A 15,736-nucleotide genomic window follows, 5' to 3' on the forward strand; every position below is an offset into this window, starting at 1 on the left:
GTTGTCGTCACCGGCGGCGGCACCGGACTGGGCCGCACGATGGCCGTCGAATTCGCCCGCCTGGGTGCGGCTGTCGTGGTGGCCAGCCGCAAACCCGACCATCGCGAGATGGGTTGCCGGGCCGTCGAGCAGGTCGGCGGCACAGCGCTCGGTGTTGCGCTGGACGTGCGCGACGCCGACGCGGTCGCGGCGATGTTCGACACGGTCGAGCGCGATCTGGCACCCGTCGATGTGGTGATCAACAACGCCGCGGGTAACTTTCCCGTGCCCGCGGCCAGGATGAGTCCGGGCGCGTGGCGCAGCGTCGTCGATATCGTGTTGACCGGAAGTTTCTTGTGCAGCAGGGAATTCGCCACTCGGGCGATCGCTCGGGGTGCTGCGGGCGCGGTGCTCAACATCGGTGCCACCTACGCGTGGACCGGCGGGCCGGGTACCGCCCATTCGGCTGCGGCCAAGGCCGGAGTCACCAACCTGACTTAGTCGCTGGCCGTCGAATGGGCGCCACACGGTATCCGGGTGAACTGCCTGGCGCCGGGCAAATTCCCCCACGATGACCTGCCGAAGGTGCTGCGGGCGCGCTCGACCCCTGAGCAGGATGCGGCCCGGATCCCCGGCGGGCGCGTCGGCCAACCGCATGAACTCGGTTGGGCGGCAACGTATTTGTGCTCGCCCTACGCCGCATACCTCACGGGGCACACGCTCGTCTTGGATGGCGCGAACTGGTTGCGGCGCAGCCTGACCATGCCCGACTTCATTCCGATCGAACAGCAGCTGCCCGAGGGCTAGGCGGCCCGACGACTCATCGGCCGAAGTGGGTCGCGCGCAGGTCGGCCTTGCGGACCTTACCCAGTGAGGTGCGGGGCAGTGATTCCACGATCGCGAGCCGTTCGGGGGTCTTCTGCTTGGCCAGACCCGAGGCGGCGAAGTGGCGCCGCACTTCGTCGAGATCCAGGCGCGCTCCGGGTTCGAGCACCACGACGGCGGCGACCACGTCGCCGTAGCGAGGGTCGGGGGCCGCCACCACCGCGCCTTCCCGCACCGCCGGGTGGGCGTTGAGGATGTCTTCGACCTGGCCGGACGAAATCGTCTCCCCCGCCCGGATGATCACGTCTTTGATCCGATCGGTGATTGTCAGGCGGCCTTTGGCGTCGAGATGACCGAGATCGCCGGTCCGAAACCAGCCGTCGGGGGTGAATGCAGCCGCGTTGAGCACCGGATCGTGGTAGCCGATGAATTGGTCGGGGCCCTGCACCACGACTTCGCCGTCCTGGCCACACGGCACCGGTGTTCCGTCGGGACCCAGGATTCGCACCGAGGAGCCGCGCATCGGTGTGCCGTCGGTGCCCAGCCGTGCCGTGTCGGGATCCTCGGGATGCCCACCGGTGACCGTGGGATGCTCTGTGAGCCCATAACAGCGGTAGGTGGTGATGCCGGCGGCGGCGGCGCGTCGTCCCTGCTCGTCGGTGACCGTCGCGGCGCCGACCAGGAACTCGCGCAGGCTGGCCAGTTTCTCCGCGGTGTCGCCGAGATCCAGCAGGCCCTCCAGGTGAAAGGGCGTTCCCGCGGTCGAGGTCACCCGGTAGCGGGCCACGATGTCGGCGGCCCGAGCCGGCTCCCAGCTGTCGACGAAGACCACGTGGGAGCCCGACATCAGCGGCCGTAGCAGTGAGCCGACACCGGCGATGTGGCCCGGCGGGAATGACACCAACTGAACATCGCCGGGCTTGCCGGCGATGAGGTCGGCCACGGTGGCCTGCTCGGCCAGCAGCGAGTTATGGGTGTGCCGAACCCCTTTGGGTGCTGACGTTGTTCCCGAGGTGTAGAGCAGCAGACAGACGTCGTCGGCCGACGGTGACGGCTCGGCATAGTCGGCCGACCGCGCAGGCAGTGTCGACCAGCCCAGATAGCCCTGGCCGGATTCGGCGCCGACGAGCACGGTGTGCTGCAGGGTGGCGATGCGTGCGTAGTCCTCGAGTCGGTCCAGATTCGACGTCGACCGGAGCGTCGCCGCCATGATCAGGACCTTGGCGGCGCTTTCGTCCAGGATGAAGCCGACTTCGTGTGGACCGTAGATGTGGATTATCGGGACCAGCACGGCCCCGCAGAGCAATACCGCCTCGTAGGCGATTGCGCACTCCAGGCGATTGGTCAGCTGGACTGCCACCGCGTCGCCGCACGCTACGCCGAGCCGCTGCAGCCCCGCCGCCACAGCCAGTGCCTTGCCGTGGATATCGGCGACACTGGACCTGGTCTCGGTTTGCTCGGTGATAAAAACCACCGGGCTATCGCCATGCCGGGCTGCGCCATCGCGCAAGGCGTCGATGCAGGTGCGCGTCGAGTACCAGCCCTGGCGGTACCAATTGTCGCGTAATGGTGCGTAGTCGAACCCAGTCGACGGCGTGGCGTCGGTGACCATTAGGAGTACTTCTTGACCAGCTCGTGCTTGTAAAGCTTTCCGGTATCCGAACGAGGCAGCTGCGCCTCAAACGAGATCGACCGCGGACACTTGAAGTGCGCCAGGCGTTCTCGAAGCCATGCCAGGAGTTCTTGTGCGAACTCGTCGGTGGCGTCGGTGGCATCGACGGTTTGCACGGCGGCTTTCACCAACTGACCCATCGACTCATCGGGGATGCCGAACACCGCGGCGTCGAGCACCCGCGGGTGGGTGATCAGCATGTCCTCGGCTTCCTGCGGATAGATGTTCACACCGCCCGAGATGATCATGTGGTGGCGCCGGTCGGTCAGGTAGAGGTAGCCGTCATCATCGAGGTAGCCGACATCGCCGACGGTCACCCATCCGTGGGCGTCGCGCGCTGCGACGGTCTTCGCCTCGTCATTGAGATAGGTGAACGGATGCCCGCCCTCGTAGTAGATCTCACCGGTATGGCCGGGCGGAAGTTCATTGCCGTTCTCGTCGAGGATGTGTGGGGCGCCGACCAGCGGTTTGCCCACCGACCCGGGGTGGGCCAACCAGTCTTGCGCCCGGATGAACGAGGCGCCGACAGCCTCCGAGGAGGCGTAGTACTCATCGACGATGGGCCCCCACCATTGGATCATCTGGTGCTTGATAGCGACCGGGCACGGCGCGGCGGCGTGGACCACGCGCTGCAGGCTGGAGACGTCATACGAATTGCGCACGGAATCAGGGAGTCTGAGCATCCGGACGAACATCGTGGGAACGAACTGGCCGTGCGTGATCTGATGACGCTGGATGGCGTCCAACGCCTGTTCGGCGTCGAATTTCTCCATCACCACAGTGGTGCCGCCCAGCGCCTGCACCGACATAGACCAGAATGACGGGGCGGTGTGATACAGCGGTGCCGGGCTCAAATACACCGACTGGTCATCGATGCCGACCGCGTTCAGCAATGGGGTCAAGATGTTGGGGGCCTCGGCCGGAGGCAGGTGCGGCAGCTCGCGCCGGATTCCTTTGGGGCGTCCGGTGGTTCCCGAGGAGTACTGCAGCAGGTCGCCTTCCCGCTCATCGGCGATCGGAGTGTCGGGCTGGTCGGCGACACAGTCGGGATAGCGCAGCCAGCCCTCGAGTTGGTCGTCGGCCAGGATCCTCAGCTCCGGCAGACCGTTGCGGAGGTGTTGGGCCAGTTCGCCACACACCTGCCGGAGCGCTCGCGAGCCGATGACCGCGGTTGCGCCGCTGTCGGTGACGATGTAGGCGGCTTCGGCCGCGGTCAGATGGGTGTTGATCAGTGCGTAGTACAGACCGGCGCGCCGCGCCGCCCACATCACCGCGTGCACGTGCTCGTTGTTCTCCATGAGCACCGCAATGGTGTCGCCCTCGCGCAGGCCCGCCTGGCGGAAGTAATGAGCCAGCCGGTTGGCTCGCGCCTCGAGTTCCGCGAAGCTGAGCCGGATACCGGACGGGTGCAGAACCAATGCCGTCTTGTTGGATTCGATCCAGTCACGAATCTGCATGCGCTCAACTCAGTGGTCGTTGCCGCGGTGACCGACCTCGGCTGGACGCACCGGTCGGAACAACGGAATCCACACCCGGCTCTCGTCATCGCCGGTTCCCGTCGGCCAGTCTTCGAAGAACACCCCGACCTCAAGGCCGACGTGGACGTCCTGGACCGCGATGTCCACGACGTTCGTGATCAAGCGGACATCGGGCTCGTCGGCCAGCTCGACTATCGCGACGACGTAGGGCGGTTCGAAGCCGGGAATCCAGGGCTGACGGTTGATGGTGTAGGCGGCCACCGTGGCGCGGCCGGAGACCTTCTCCGGGGCGACGTCGAAGCTTCGGCAGCGCCAACAGACCGGTCCGGGCGGGTGGTAGAAGTGTCCGCAGCCGTGGCAGCGGAAGATCCGCAACTCGCCGTCGCGCCCGCCGGTCCAAAACGGGGTTGATTCGGCCGTTGGAGTTGGGGCCAAACGCAATCGGGGCCGCCGATACGGCGAGCCGACGGTCGCGGGGTCAGTCACGGTGACTCCGCGTGGTGATTCTGTGGTCGGACATGATCTGTGGCCCTCCGGTTGATCGGGGTGGTGAAGGTGCGGTGTCACACCGTGGTGAAGTAGACGACGATTCCCAGCAGGACGATGCCGAGCAGGCAGCCGCCGACGAGACAGATCGTCTCTGTGCGCAATTCACGTCGCGACGACGGGGGCAGGAAGGTCATGGTTCCTCGTTTCGCAGCATCGGACGGTGGTCAGGGAACATAGATGCTGTCGTTGCCGGTGATGATCCGCATCAGCACCAGCGGTGCGACGAGCATGACGAAGAAGCTGACCTGGAACACGACGAACCAGGACGCGAAACGGGCAAGTTCGAACTTCCAGCGCGGGATGGTGACCTCGTAGTCCAGTAGGTCGTCGTATTCCTGCTGCTTACTGCGGCGCTGAGCAGCCGGCGCCAACGTCGCCGTAGCGGCGTGGGCGGAGCTCAGCGCCATGTGACCCGTGCCGGTCTGCGCCGGTGTGGGTTTGGGCCGGGTGAATCGCTCGAGGCGAAAGAAGCGCTCGAAGTGATTGAGCCCGCGCACTGGTGGCTTGCCGGCCCAGTAGGCGATCAGATTGGGCCAGAAGCACATCAGGCCGATGGTCCACAGCAGCGTGATCTGCCCTCCGTTGGCGAATCGGAGCACCGGCCCCATCCCGGGGTCGTAAGTCCACCATCCCATCTTCGCGGCGATGCCTTCCACGAAGAAGTCCCACGCGTAGTTGACAGGGATCGCAAGCACGAGAATCGCTTTGAGCATGCTCCAGCCGAACGTTTTGGCCAGCAACTGGCCCAGCCACAGCACCACCAACGCGTGCACGGTCCAATACACCGCGTAAGCGAACGGCATGAACAGCGGATCGTGGGGGGTTTTCAGCGGAAGCCAGCCCAGCAGGTGGTGCGTTCGGAAGGTGGGGCTGTACACCAGTTCCTGACCCCAGTCGCCGATCGTCTCCATCCAGTACACCAGCATGCTGTTGATCAGGAACAGAAATCCCCAGGTGAGCCGGCGCCGGCGGACGGAGTCAACCACTGCCAGGACAATGATCAGACCGCCGACGATGGGCATCACCCAGTTGAAGAACCACGTGCCCGCTGGGGCGACGAGCGCTGGCGGCGTTGGAGTTTCGGCTAAGGCCACACGACCTCCCGCCTTCGGTCCATCACGGTCGAGATAGATAACTTAGTTGACGTTATCAGCGGCATCCCCGGTGGGGAAAGCGCCGCGGCGTGCATCGACGTTCCCGGCTACCGCCGGCCCGACATCGGCCGAGCACCGGCTAGGCCGACAGGACCGCCTCCCGGACCGGCACCCGGGGGAAGTTGAGCATCCGGCGGGCATTCTCCTCGACGATCAGTGCACATTCGTCGTCGGGAACCTCGGCGAGTACCTCGGCGGCACGCTTGCGCGAGTTCGGCCAGGTGGAGTCCGAATGCGGGAAGTCGATCTCCAGGGTGATGCGGTCGACGCCGATCGCGTGCCGGTTCTTCAACCCGTGCTCATCATCGATGAAGCAGCCCCAGAAGTGCTTGCGGAACAGGTCCGAAGGGCGGGTGTCGAAGTCGATCGGCTGGTAGTAGCGGTGGCGCTCCCACACGTAGTCCGTGCGCTCGAGGATGTAGGGCACCCAGCCGATGCCACCTTCGGCGAGCGAGAACTGTAGGTCCGGGAACTGCTGCAGCTTGCCGGAGAACAGCAGGTCGACGGTCGTCCACATCAGGTTGGTGGCGAACAGCGTGATGGCGACGGCGAACGGCGCGTCGGGCATCTGCATCTGGCCCGCTATCGGTTTCATCGAGGAGAACGAGAAGCCGGGGACGTAGGACCCGGAGCCGAAGTGCAGCGACACCGGCATCTTCGCATCGGAGCACACGCGCCACAGGTCGTCCCAGTGGTCGGAGTGGAACGACGGCAGGCCCAGCGGCACCGGACTGTCGGGGAAGGACACCGTGCGTGCGCCCTTGGCGGCCACCCGCTGCGCCTCGGCGACCGAGGCGGCGGCATCCCATACCGGCAGGATCGCGAGCGGGATGTAGCGCTCGGGTGCCGTCGCACACCATTCGTCGATATAGAAGTCGTTCCAGGCCTGAACGCAGAGCAACGCCAACTCCTTGTCCTCGGCGCGGATGAATGTGCCCCCGCCGAAGCCGGGGAACGACGGGAAGCACAGCGCGGCCTGCACGCCGTCGAGATCCATGTCGGCGATCCGCGCGACGGGGTCGTAACAGCCCGGGATCATGTCCTCATAGCGGACCGGATCGATGCCCCACTCCTCCCGCGGCTTGCCGGCCACGGCATTGAGCCCGATGGTCGGGAAGACCTGACCGTCGTAGGACCACAGGTGCTGGCCGTTTTGCTCGATGATCCGCGGGCCGGCCTCGCGAAACTTCTGCGGCAGCCGGTCCTGCCACACCCGGGGATGTTCGACGAGGTGGTCGTCGACCGAAACGATCTGGTGATTGTCCTGTAGCGGCATCGGTGCCTCCGAATTCTGACGCACCGTCTTGATTTCTGACGGTTCATCTCACACCGTATATGATGCAAACCACACCCGTAAAGAGCTGAGAGGCAGAACATGTCCGGGATGCAGGAGAGGTCGTCGCCCGACGGTGGCGCCCGCGAAAAGATCGACGAAGACGACCACGACCTGCTCACGTTCGGGGAGGCCGGCGAACGACTGCGGGCGGAGATCGCAGCGACCGCCGCTCGCGTGGCTGAACTGCAGCGCCTCGGTGACCGCGACGCGTTGGCCACGGCGACGGCGAGGCTGACCGCATTGCGCGCGGCGGCCAAGCGCAATGCGGCTGACCCGATCAACGATGCCAACTTCGAGTCGTTCTTCGGTTATCCCGGCAAAGCCAAGCGCACCGTGCCGCGGCCGCCGGCCAGTGGCTGAATGGCCCATCGTCGCCTCCCTTAGGCGATGATGGGACTGCGATGAAAAGTCCGCAGCGGGTGCGCCGCCCGGGGTACGCGCCGACCAACCCCGCGGTCGGCCGCCGGGGTATGCACACCCGCGAGCAGATCGTAGCCCGCGCGGGACAGCTGTTCGTCGAACACGGCTACCACGGCACCTCGATCGATGCGATCGCCAAAGCCGTCGGCGGGTCGCGCGCCACGATCTATCAGTACTTCGAAAGCAAGGACGACATCTTCCGGGAACTGGTGCGCCAGTGCGAACCGGCGGTGCTCGAGCACGCCGCCCGGCTGGGGCGACTGAGCCCCGATGCCGCCGGTATGCGCAGCCTGCACCGGTGGCTGACCGAGTGGGCGCAGCTGTACGACAAGTACGCGATGGTGTTCCTGGAGTTCCCCGGCATCGGCGCGATCGAAGGCCTGCCCCAGACCGAGGCGGGCGCGGTGTCGGGGCAATACGCCGACCTGATCACCGGCAAGCTGCGCGACGCGGGGATCAGCGGCATCGAGCCTGCCGATGCTGCTGCCGCGCTGCTGCGCATCGCGCACATGGTCAACCTGTACCGGTTTCGCCGGATGTTCGGCCTATCCTCGGCCGCCCGCACCACGGACTCGCTGACCGTCGCGATGCAGTTGCTGCTCTTCCCCGAGACACCCGCCTGCGACATTGCCGAGGTGAGCTCGGCGCCGACAGGCGTCGCTGTCGGGTGCGGTGAGCGGTCGACACCGGCGGCTGCGGTGCCCGACGAGCCTGATCCGTTCAGTGTTTCGCCGATCCGTCAGGATGTGCTCTCGGCGAGTTCGGTGTTGTTCAACGAGCGCGGCTACTACTCGGTGGCGATGGAGGACATCGCCGCGGCGGCCTCGGTCAGCCGCGCGACGTTGTATCGGCATTTCAGCACCAAGGTCAAGATCCTCGAGGAGCTCACCGGCTGGGCGGTTCTGGAAGGCGGGCACCTGTCGGCGGAACTCTACGAACTGGACCGGACCGGCATCGACGTCGACGGGCTGCATTCCTGGCTGGGCCACTATGTACGTTTCCATCGCAGCTACAGCGGCGTCATCCGCGCCTGGTACGACGGGACCTTGGCCCAGCAGCTCGCCGGTGACGCGGTGGTCCGAGGCATGGGCAGCTTCCATGTTGCGGTCACCGCGCTGCTGGACGGCGTACGGTTACCGCCCGGCGTTGACCGGCTGGTCGCTGCCGCCGTGTTCTTGTCGGTGCTGGGCCGGATGACGGAGCTGTCGATCTCGCAGCGGCGCAACGTCAGCGACTACGACACGGCCGGCCTGATGTTGCTTGTGCTGCAACGCGCGCTGTTGGGTGACCTTGAGCCCGCGGGCCGCACCCCTCACCCCGGTCCACGTCGTAGCCATTGACTGAGGTTCTCCAGTGCCTCGGTTGCCGCTGATACCGTTTGTTCGACCTCGCGGGCATGGGAGAGGAATTCACCGCCTACCCCGCCCCTGGCCTCCAGCGCTGGAATGATGAACTGCCGGAAGCGTTTACGCACAGGGGCTTCGGAGCGGTCGGCCTCCTCGGCGGCCAGGTAGGTCTGCTCGACGAGGAAATCGATCAGGTCATCAAGCCCGACATCGGTGCGGATCTCGCCGCGCCGCTGGCCCTCCTCGAGCACGGGGCCCATCACCCGCACTGCCGACTCGTGCACGCGCGGGTGGTGGACCGATGCCGAGTGGCGGGCGATCAGGGCGACGATGGCCGGATCGGTGGGCAGCTCGCGGGCGGTGTAGATCAACGCCGCCTCGACCTTGGCGAACGCCCCGTTCTTGGTGCGCACCAGGTGATCCACGGCCTGGATGTGACGCTCGGCGCGCAGCAGTGCCACTTGGATCAGCAGCTCGGAGACGCTGCCCAGCTGCCGGAAGGCGGTGGCCCTGGACACGCCGGCCCGCTGTGCGACGGCTTCCATGCGCAGCCCGTCGACGCCGTGCTCGTCGACTTCGACGTCGGCGGCCCGGACGAGCCGCACCCGAACCGAGCCGTCGTCGCTGCGCTCGGCCTGTGCTGCGGTCATGTGATCGCGCCGGCGACCTTCAACTCGATGAGCGTGTCATCGTCGAGGCCAAGTTCGCGGAGCACATCGTCAGTGTGCTCGGCAAACTGCGGCGCCCGGGTCAGCGACAGCGCCGCGTCGTCGAACCTCACCGGATTGGCGACCAGTTTCTGCGGCTGCCCGTCGGCGTCGACGATGTCGACGATGCGTCCGTTGGCGATCAGCGCCTCGTCGTTGCCGACATCCCAGCCATCCTGCACCGCGGCCCAGGCGCCGGTCCCCTGCTTGAGCCGCCGCACACACTCGTCGAAGGTTCGCGACCCGATCGCGTGGGCGACGATATCGCAGGCCGCCTCGGCGTTTTCGGCCAATGATTCCAGCGAGCTGAACCGTTGGTCGTTGGCGTATTCGCCGCAGCCCATTAGCTCGCAGAATTCGGGCCAGTACCGCGTCGGCTGCAGCATCGACAGCTGAATGAACCGCCCGTCACCGGTGCGGTAGTTGCCCGTTAACGGGTTTCCGGGAGCCTGGGTTCTGGTGTCGATCTTGGGGAGATGCCCACCGCTGAGCAAGGCCAGGTTCACGCTGAACTGAGTCGCCCAGGCACCCACCGCCAGCAGCGACACATCGAGCACCGATGGCTGCCCGGTGACCCGCCTGCCGTATAGCGCGGCCGCGACCCCGCCGGCGATGGCCAGTCCGCCGATGTTGTCGCCGTAGGCACCCGACGGCATGAAGGCGATCCTGTCGGCATCGGCGGGCGTCACGCCGTTGGCACTGCCGCCGCGCGCCCAGTACGCCGTCGCGTCGTAGGCACCGGTATCGCGATCGGGCCCGTCCAAGCCGTATCCACTGCCCACGACATAGATAATGTCGGGATTGATCTTGCGGACGTCCTCGACGTCGATGCGCAGCTTGGCCCGGACACTGGGCAGATAGTTGGTCAGGAACACATCGCTTCGGCGGATCAGCTCCTCGAGGATGGGCCGCGCCTCGGCGGTGGTCAGTCCCAGGCCGACGCTGCGCTTACCGCGGTTGGGTGCCTCCATGATGGGTGCGAACGACGATCCGGGGGCGGTCACCGCGCGACCGAGGACCTTGACCAGTCCGCGCTGAGCGTCGCCGGTGACGGGGTTTTCGACTTTGATGACGTCAGCACCCCAGTCGGCCAGGACGGCGCCCGCGGAGGGGACGAAAGTGAACTGAGCGACTTCCAGGACGCGGACGCCGTCGAGCGGGCGCTGCATCAGCGCCCCCAGACCAGCGGCAGCGTTTCGATCCCCAACTGGCCGCCCGTTTCGGTCAAGTCGGCCCCAGCGGCGAGCCGGTAGTCGGGGATCCGTTTGTGCCACTCCTCCAGGGCGATCTTGAGTTCGCGGCGGGCCAGATGCGAGCCCAGGCAGCGGTGCGGTCCGGCGCCGAATCCGATGTGGTTGTTCGGCTTTCGGGTGATGTCGACAGTCGAGGCGTTCGGGAACGCAGCGTCGTCGCGGGTGGCGGCATTCAGCGGGATGCACACCATGTCACCGGCTTTCATCGGACATCCCTGTATCTCAACGTCTTTCATGACCTTGCGGGCCGGGATCACGATGGCGTAGGCACGCAGGAACTCTTCGACCGCGGTCGGGATCATGGCGGGATCCGCGACGATCCTGGCGCGGTCGTTGTCGTGGCCGGCCAGGTGCCAGAACGTCCAGCCTAGCGTCACCGATACGGTGTCGAGCCCGGCCATGAACATCAGCAGGCAGAACGACAGCAGGTCGGCGTCGGTGACCGGCTGGCCGTCGATCTGGTAGTCCAGGGCCTTGCTGACGATGTCGTCGCGCGGCTGCTCGCGGCGCTCGGCGATGAGAGTAAAAAATCGACCCATCACCGCCATCATCGCTTCGAGTTGCTTCTGCTGACGTTCTTCGTCGCTGCCACCGGCGTGCAGGATGTCGTGTTCCCACGCCATGAACTGGTCGAGCTCGTCGACGGGCAACCCCATCATTTCCAGGAAGATCGTGGTCGGGAACCGTTGGGCGAATTCGGCCATGAAGTCGCAGCTGCCGCGCTCGGCGATCCCGTCGATCAATTCGACGGTGCGCTGGCGGATCTTGCCGTCGAGGCGTTCGACTGCTCCCGGCGCGAACAACGGCGCGAGTTGGTGGCGCCATTGCTTGTGTTCATCGCCGTCGAGCATTTCCGGGATCCACTTGTACGGCGGATTCGGTTCGTAGGCAACGACGACGCTGTTGGAGAAGGTCTCCGGGTCCTGCATGACCTGCAGGATTCCCTGGTAGTTGACCATGGTCCAGAATCCGGGCCCGAACTCGTTGCGGAACCACGGAAATCGTGACCGCAACTCGTCATAGGTGTTCAGCCATGTCCCGGCCGGCTTGGTCTCGGTGTAATCGAAGTTCAGCGTCGGACACTGCTCGGCGGGTCGCTGGACCGTTGTCACGACAATCCCCTCTCTGCGATAGTCATTGACATTAGTCGCATTGATGCGACTATAAGCCGTTACAGTATCAGCAATGGTGCGCTGGTGTCGAGATCCAGATCACATCGACCCCTAGGCTGTGGCGACCCCGACACCGCCACCGTGCCCACAACGACCCACCGATACCAGGATGGCCTGCGAGCACCAGTCGTCAACCGCCCCAGTGGGGTTCATCCGATCGGTCGGCCGCGCGGCTGCGGGAACTGGCGACCAGATCTCGTCCATACCCTCGGGGGCGCCGGCTGTGGCCTCGTGGTAGGTGGAGTCAGTCGCCGAGGAGGCAGGACAGCGTCTGGATGTCGGCGCGGAAGTCGGTCAGGCTCCTGCTGGCCGGCTCGAGGGTGATCCATGTGACCCCGGCGGCGGCGTAGGCCGACAGTTTGGCCTGCACTGCCGAGCAGAACGCGTCGCATCCCTGCGCAAGCAGAGCGGCCTCAAACGGCATGAACGCCACATCGGCGGCCCCGCGGCCGCGTTCGGCGCGCCGTGCGTTCACCTCGGCGATCCAGTCGGCCAGCACATCGATCTGTTCGAGCGCGCGGGCGCGGGTGATCTCAGCGAACTCCCCTGAGGCAGCCATCGGAATCCAGCCGTCGGCGACCTCGACCACCCGCCGGCGCGCAGCCCCGCCGTTACCTCCGATCCAGACCGGGGGTCCGCCCGGTGTGCGGGGTAACGGGAGAGCGACATGATTGGCCACGCCGAACTCCCCTCCCAGGTGCTCTTGGCCGTCCCAGGTGCGTTTCCAGGCCTCGATCGCCTCGTCCATCAGCTGGCCACGACGGGAGAATTCCGCTCCGAGCGCGTCGAATTCGCTCTTGAGGTATCCCGCAGCCGTGCCGAGGGTGAATCGACCGCCGGAGAGCACGTCCAGGCTGGCCGCGGCCTTGGCGGCCAGGTACGGATTGCGGTAGCCAGCGACCATCACAAAGGTGATGACGCGCAGTGTTCGGGTGGCCGCCGCGGCGAAGCTCAGTGAGACGAACGGGTCGAAGGCGTGGTGGCCCCCGTGGGCGAGCCAGTCCTTGTCCGGGTATGGATGCTCGCTCATGGAAAACCCGTGGAATCCCGCGTCCTCGACCAGTTTGGCGATCTCACCGATACTTGCGCCTTCCGACCAGCGGTCCCAGCGCTTGACCGCCCGCATGGGGAACAGCAGGTTGAACTTCAACGTCATCGTTTCCTCACCGCCGCCATGGCCGCGCCGGGGTTGGGTATCGACATCGGCCGGCGCCCCGACGTTCCCGGCAGCGACCGGGACGCATTGGATATAGTCAACCATATAGCTATTTTGGACAACATCGGATTGGGAGTTCCCGTGATCGCGGACAACACCGCCCAGCCCAACCCCGGGACTGACTTGTCGCCCTCGGCTGCATCGCCGGTTATCACCGACTTCCTAAGCCGCCACCATCGCGCGTTTCTGTTCTGCCGGGACTCCGCAGGCGAACCCACGGGGTATGCGATGCGCACCGTCGCCTACCAGGGCGGTGATCTGCTCTTCGCCACGTACACGAAAAGCACCAAAGTCAGAAACATCCGCGCCCGGCCCGGGGTCGCCTGCCTCGTGCAGTCGGGGCCCGAGCAGAACGCGTCGTGGGTGTCGGTTCGTGGGCATGCCGAGATCTTTCTACCGGCGCGCGACGAAGTCGACGCCCTGATGTCCTCCGCTTCTTCCGATGCGCGAGTGCCCGACGCGGTGGTGGCGACGGTGAGGGACCGGCTGATCAGCGGGAAGCGCTGCATCATTCGGGTCGCTGTCGACGAGATTGTCGCGAGCAATCTGGCGGCGGCGCCTGGATCGAGCAGCGACCATGCAACGCAATGAGATTCGACGTGGACCGATGGCCATGTCGCCCCGCGAGCTCGACGCGTTCCTCGAGGGCCGGCCGACCGGGGCGATCTGCTTCGACGAAGACAGTGGGGCGTTGGTGGCGCTGCCAGCTGCGGTGGTCGGCGGGTCCGTCCGGCAGGGCGAACTGCACATGTGCGTGGCCGGGACCGTTTGCATCAGCAGGGATTTGCCCGCTTGCCTGGTCGCAGACAGTTTTACGAGCTACACCGCGATCCGGGGCATCATCGCTCAGGGCGCTGTGTCGAGCGCGACAGCCGGCGTGCACTCCGACATACTGGTCTGGCTGCGGCTCAATCGAGTTCGCACCTTCTCCTTCGCCGATGCCGTCTGAACATGCGATCACAGTTGCGGTCAGCCAGGCCCGGCTCGCACCGAAACGAACACCATCACCTCATCGCCGTCGCGGCGCCTTCTTGTTGACCCGGGAGTCGGTCTGGCCCTCGCCGGCGTTGCCGATGTGGGTGTAGTACAGACCGTGGCGCTGCGCGAGGCTGGGCGGCAGGTCCCGCGCCTCCCACATCGCCCGCACCGTGCCCTGGATGGTCTGGGGTCGCCGCGTGGCGATCTCGGCCGCCAATTCGGCAGCGCGGCTTCGTAATTGGTCGTCGGACACGACCTCGGTCACCAGACCGATCCGCAGCGCGGTCTGGGCGGCGATCCGCTCCTCACTGCCGAGCAGCGCCCACCGCATCACGTCGCCGTAGGGTAGGCCGAGCGCGAGCATGCCCATGGGCTCCAGCGCGGAGACGACACCGGCGTTGGCATGGGGATCGAAGAACTCGGTCGACTGCGCGCAGATGGCGAAGTCACACTCGTTGACGAAATACATTGCGCCACCAGCGACCATACCGTGCAGGGCGCCGATCACGGGCTTCCACACCTTGTATGCCTTGGGCCCGAGCATGGTGCCCGGGTCCTCTTGGTTGAAGATCGGCTTGTGATACCACCACGGGCCCTTGGACACGTCGATGCCGGTGCAGAACGCGCGATCGCCGTTGGCGCGCAGCACAGCAACGCGGATGTCGTCGTCATCGCGCACGGTGGCCCACACCGCCGCCATCTCGGTGGCCATCTGCTCGTTGAAGCTATTGAGTTGACCTGGTCGGTTGAGCGTGACGGTCGCGACGTAGTCGGCCACGTCGAACTCGATGGTCTCCAGCGCGCCCAGATCTGTCATTGGTCGTCCTTGGTCATCGGGCCGACGCCGCCTGACGGCAGCTACGCCGGCGTATCAGGGTTTACTTGCCCGGTCTCGGGCCGCGACGAAACGCCCGCACACGGTGACGGAAATCCTCGGTCTGCGTCAATGCCTGCTGCCCTTGCGCTTCCAGTACCTGGGCGCCTGTCAGGTCGGGCAGTGTCGCGCTCGTCAGTGCGCGTTTGGTCCATCCGTATGACGCTGTCGGTCCGGCCGCCAGGGCCTGCAGCACCGACTCCACTTCGTCGTCGAATGCCACGTCGTCGACAACGTGACTGATCATGCCCCAGTCGAACGCGTCGGTGGCCGGAATCTTTTCGGCCAGCAGGGCCATCCGGGCGGCGCGCGCCCGCCCGATCGCGGCGGGCAGTAACGCAGACGCCCCACCGTCGGGCATCAGCCCGACCTTGGTGAAAGACAGTTGGAAGAAGGCCGAGCGCGCCGCTATCACCAAGTCGCAGGACAAGGCCAGCGAACACCCGAAACCTGCCGCTGCGCCGCGCACCCCGGCCACCACCGGCTTCGGTAGCTGCGTGATCGCCTGGACCACCTCGTTTGCCGCGATCACCGCGCCCTCGGTGTCGACCCCGCTCAGGTCGCCGCCGGCGCAGAACGCCTGGCCGGCACCGCTGAGCGCGACGACGCGCACCGCATCAGTGCTCGCCGTCGCGATCGCCCCGGCCAGCTCCCGCAGCATCGACGTGTTCACCGCGTTGCGCTTGACCGGCCGGTCCAGCACGATGCGCAGGACCGAGGCGTCGGTGTGCGTAGTAACGCCGTTCATCGCTGCTGTTCGGCCGAAGGTGGTCTCAT

15 protein-coding genes and 1 pseudogene are annotated in these 15,736 nt (G+C 66.1%); 5 read left to right on the top strand and 11 right to left on the bottom strand.

From position 1 onward, the window contains the following. Nucleotides 1-39 precede the first annotated feature (39 nt). A pseudogene (locus KXD96_RS27335) lies at nucleotides 40-786 on the top strand (SDR family oxidoreductase). A gap of 13 nt (nucleotides 787-799) precedes the next feature. Here KXD96_RS27335 and KXD96_RS27340 read toward each other — a convergent pair. From KXD96_RS27340 to KXD96_RS27360, 5 genes are all read right to left on the bottom strand, one after another. Continuing rightward, the gene (locus tag KXD96_RS27340; protein WP_225601149.1) at nucleotides 800-2,416 is read right to left on the bottom strand and encodes a class I adenylate-forming enzyme family protein; all 1,617 of its coding nucleotides are present in this window, start codon (nucleotides 2,414-2,416) and stop codon (nucleotides 800-802) included. Continuing rightward, complete coding sequence (fadD4, locus tag KXD96_RS27345) at nucleotides 2,416-3,933, bottom strand: fatty-acid--CoA ligase FadD4 (protein ID WP_225601150.1); 1,518 nt, start codon at nucleotides 3,931-3,933, stop codon at nucleotides 2,416-2,418. Before fadD4 ends, KXD96_RS27340 begins: the two co-directional genes overlap by 1 nt. 9 nt (nucleotides 3,934-3,942) lie before the next feature. Then, nucleotides 3,943-4,440 carry a Zn-ribbon domain-containing OB-fold protein gene (locus tag KXD96_RS27350; protein WP_225601151.1) on the bottom strand — a complete coding sequence of 166 codons (498 nt, stop codon included), beginning with the start codon at nucleotides 4,438-4,440 and terminating at the stop codon, nucleotides 3,943-3,945. 227 nt (nucleotides 4,441-4,667) lie between these two features. Further along, entirely contained in the window at nucleotides 4,668-5,525 is an 858-nt protein-coding gene (locus KXD96_RS27355) for a spirocyclase AveC family protein (RefSeq protein ID WP_263869684.1), read from the bottom strand. 211 nt (nucleotides 5,526-5,736) lie between these two features. Beyond that, complete coding sequence (locus tag KXD96_RS27360; protein ID WP_225601153.1) at nucleotides 5,737-6,933, bottom strand: amidohydrolase family protein; 1,197 nt, start codon at nucleotides 6,931-6,933, stop codon at nucleotides 5,737-5,739. A gap of 108 nt (nucleotides 6,934-7,041) precedes the next feature. Between KXD96_RS27360 and KXD96_RS27365 the strand changes: the two genes are divergently transcribed. Together KXD96_RS27365 and KXD96_RS27370 are read left to right on the top strand one after the other, a co-directional pair. After that, nucleotides 7,042-7,353, top strand: coding sequence for an acyl-CoA synthetase (locus tag KXD96_RS27365; RefSeq protein WP_260742000.1), 312 nt, complete (start codon nucleotides 7,042-7,044; stop codon nucleotides 7,351-7,353). A 41-nt stretch (nucleotides 7,354-7,394) separates the two neighbouring features. After that, complete coding sequence (locus tag KXD96_RS27370) at nucleotides 7,395-8,753, top strand: TetR/AcrR family transcriptional regulator (protein ID WP_225601155.1); 1,359 nt, start codon at nucleotides 7,395-7,397, stop codon at nucleotides 8,751-8,753. Here the strand turns inward: KXD96_RS27370 and KXD96_RS27375 are convergent. The 4 genes from KXD96_RS27375 to KXD96_RS27390 all read right to left on the bottom strand — a co-directional run bounded on the left by KXD96_RS27375 (nucleotide 8,726) and on the right by KXD96_RS27390 (nucleotide 13,047). Beyond that, on the bottom strand, nucleotides 8,726-9,409 hold the full coding sequence (locus KXD96_RS27375) for a TetR/AcrR family transcriptional regulator (protein ID WP_225601156.1): 684 nt from the start codon (nucleotides 9,407-9,409) through the stop codon (nucleotides 8,726-8,728). The genes KXD96_RS27370 and KXD96_RS27375 overlap by 28 nt on opposite strands. Next, on the bottom strand, nucleotides 9,406-10,635 hold the full coding sequence (locus KXD96_RS27380) for a CaiB/BaiF CoA-transferase family protein (protein ID WP_225601157.1): 1,230 nt from the start codon (nucleotides 10,633-10,635) through the stop codon (nucleotides 9,406-9,408). Before KXD96_RS27380 ends, KXD96_RS27375 begins: the two co-directional genes overlap by 4 nt. Further along, nucleotides 10,635-11,831 (bottom strand): cytochrome P450, encoded by a 1,197-nt coding sequence (locus tag KXD96_RS27385; protein WP_225601158.1) that lies wholly within the window; start codon nucleotides 11,829-11,831, stop codon nucleotides 10,635-10,637. Before KXD96_RS27385 ends, KXD96_RS27380 begins: the two co-directional genes overlap by 1 nt. A 304-nt stretch (nucleotides 11,832-12,135) precedes the next feature. Then, nucleotides 12,136-13,047, bottom strand: a complete 912-nt coding sequence (locus tag KXD96_RS27390; protein WP_225601171.1) for a TIGR03619 family F420-dependent LLM class oxidoreductase — start codon at nucleotides 13,045-13,047, stop codon at nucleotides 12,136-12,138. Here KXD96_RS27390 and KXD96_RS27395 point away from each other — a divergent pair. Further along, nucleotides 12,931-13,698, top strand: a complete 768-nt coding sequence (locus KXD96_RS27395; RefSeq protein ID WP_260742002.1) for a pyridoxamine 5'-phosphate oxidase family protein — start codon at nucleotides 12,931-12,933, stop codon at nucleotides 13,696-13,698. The two genes, KXD96_RS27390 and KXD96_RS27395, sit on opposite strands and share 117 nt — an antisense overlap. 16 nt (nucleotides 13,699-13,714) lie before the next feature. Continuing rightward, complete coding sequence (locus KXD96_RS27400) at nucleotides 13,715-14,056, top strand: hypothetical protein (RefSeq protein WP_260742004.1); 342 nt, start codon at nucleotides 13,715-13,717, stop codon at nucleotides 14,054-14,056. A gap of 60 nt (nucleotides 14,057-14,116) precedes the next feature. Here the strand turns inward: KXD96_RS27400 and KXD96_RS27405 are convergent, their stop codons facing one another. Together KXD96_RS27405 and KXD96_RS27410 are read right to left on the bottom strand one after the other, a co-directional pair. Then, the gene (locus KXD96_RS27405) at nucleotides 14,117-14,902 is read right to left on the bottom strand and encodes an enoyl-CoA hydratase/isomerase family protein (protein ID WP_225601161.1); all 786 of its coding nucleotides are present in this window, start codon (nucleotides 14,900-14,902) and stop codon (nucleotides 14,117-14,119) included. 61 nt (nucleotides 14,903-14,963) lie between these two features. Then, on the bottom strand, nucleotides 14,964-15,707 hold the full coding sequence (locus KXD96_RS27410) for an enoyl-CoA hydratase-related protein (protein ID WP_225601162.1): 744 nt from the start codon (nucleotides 15,705-15,707) through the stop codon (nucleotides 14,964-14,966). Nucleotides 15,708-15,736 lie beyond the last annotated feature (29 nt).

Source organism: Mycobacterium sp. SMC-2, from assembly GCF_025263485.1.
Lineage (GTDB): Bacteria > Actinomycetota > Actinomycetes > Mycobacteriales > Mycobacteriaceae > Mycobacterium.

Coding starts and splice junctions, on each gene's coding strand:
- KXD96_RS27340 (WP_225601149.1), bottom strand. CDS start 2,416: ATGGTCACCGACGCCACGCCGTCGACTGGGTTCGACTACGCACCATTA.
- fadD4 (WP_225601150.1), bottom strand. CDS start 3,933: ATGCAGATTCGTGACTGGATCGAATCCAACAAGACGGCATTGGTTCTG.
- KXD96_RS27355 (WP_263869684.1), bottom strand. CDS start 5,525: ATGCCCATCGTCGGCGGTCTGATCATTGTCCTGGCAGTGGTTGACTCC.
- KXD96_RS27360 (WP_225601153.1), bottom strand. CDS start 6,933: ATGCCGCTACAGGACAATCACCAGATCGTTTCGGTCGACGACCACCTC.
- KXD96_RS27365 (WP_260742000.1), top strand. CDS start 7,042: ATGCAGGAGAGGTCGTCGCCCGACGGTGGCGCCCGCGAAAAGATCGAC.
- KXD96_RS27370 (WP_225601155.1), top strand. CDS start 7,395: ATGAAAAGTCCGCAGCGGGTGCGCCGCCCGGGGTACGCGCCGACCAAC.
- KXD96_RS27375 (WP_225601156.1), bottom strand. CDS start 9,409: ATGACCGCAGCACAGGCCGAGCGCAGCGACGACGGCTCGGTTCGGGTG.
- KXD96_RS27380 (WP_225601157.1), bottom strand. CDS start 10,635: ATGCAGCGCCCGCTCGACGGCGTCCGCGTCCTGGAAGTCGCTCAGTTC.
- KXD96_RS27390 (WP_225601171.1), bottom strand. CDS start 13,047: ATGACGTTGAAGTTCAACCTGCTGTTCCCCATGCGGGCGGTCAAGCGC.
- KXD96_RS27400 (WP_260742004.1), top strand. CDS start 13,715: ATGGCCATGTCGCCCCGCGAGCTCGACGCGTTCCTCGAGGGCCGGCCG.
- KXD96_RS27405 (WP_225601161.1), bottom strand. CDS start 14,902: ATGACAGATCTGGGCGCGCTGGAGACCATCGAGTTCGACGTGGCCGAC.
- KXD96_RS27410 (WP_225601162.1), bottom strand. CDS start 15,707: ATGAACGGCGTTACTACGCACACCGACGCCTCGGTCCTGCGCATCGTG.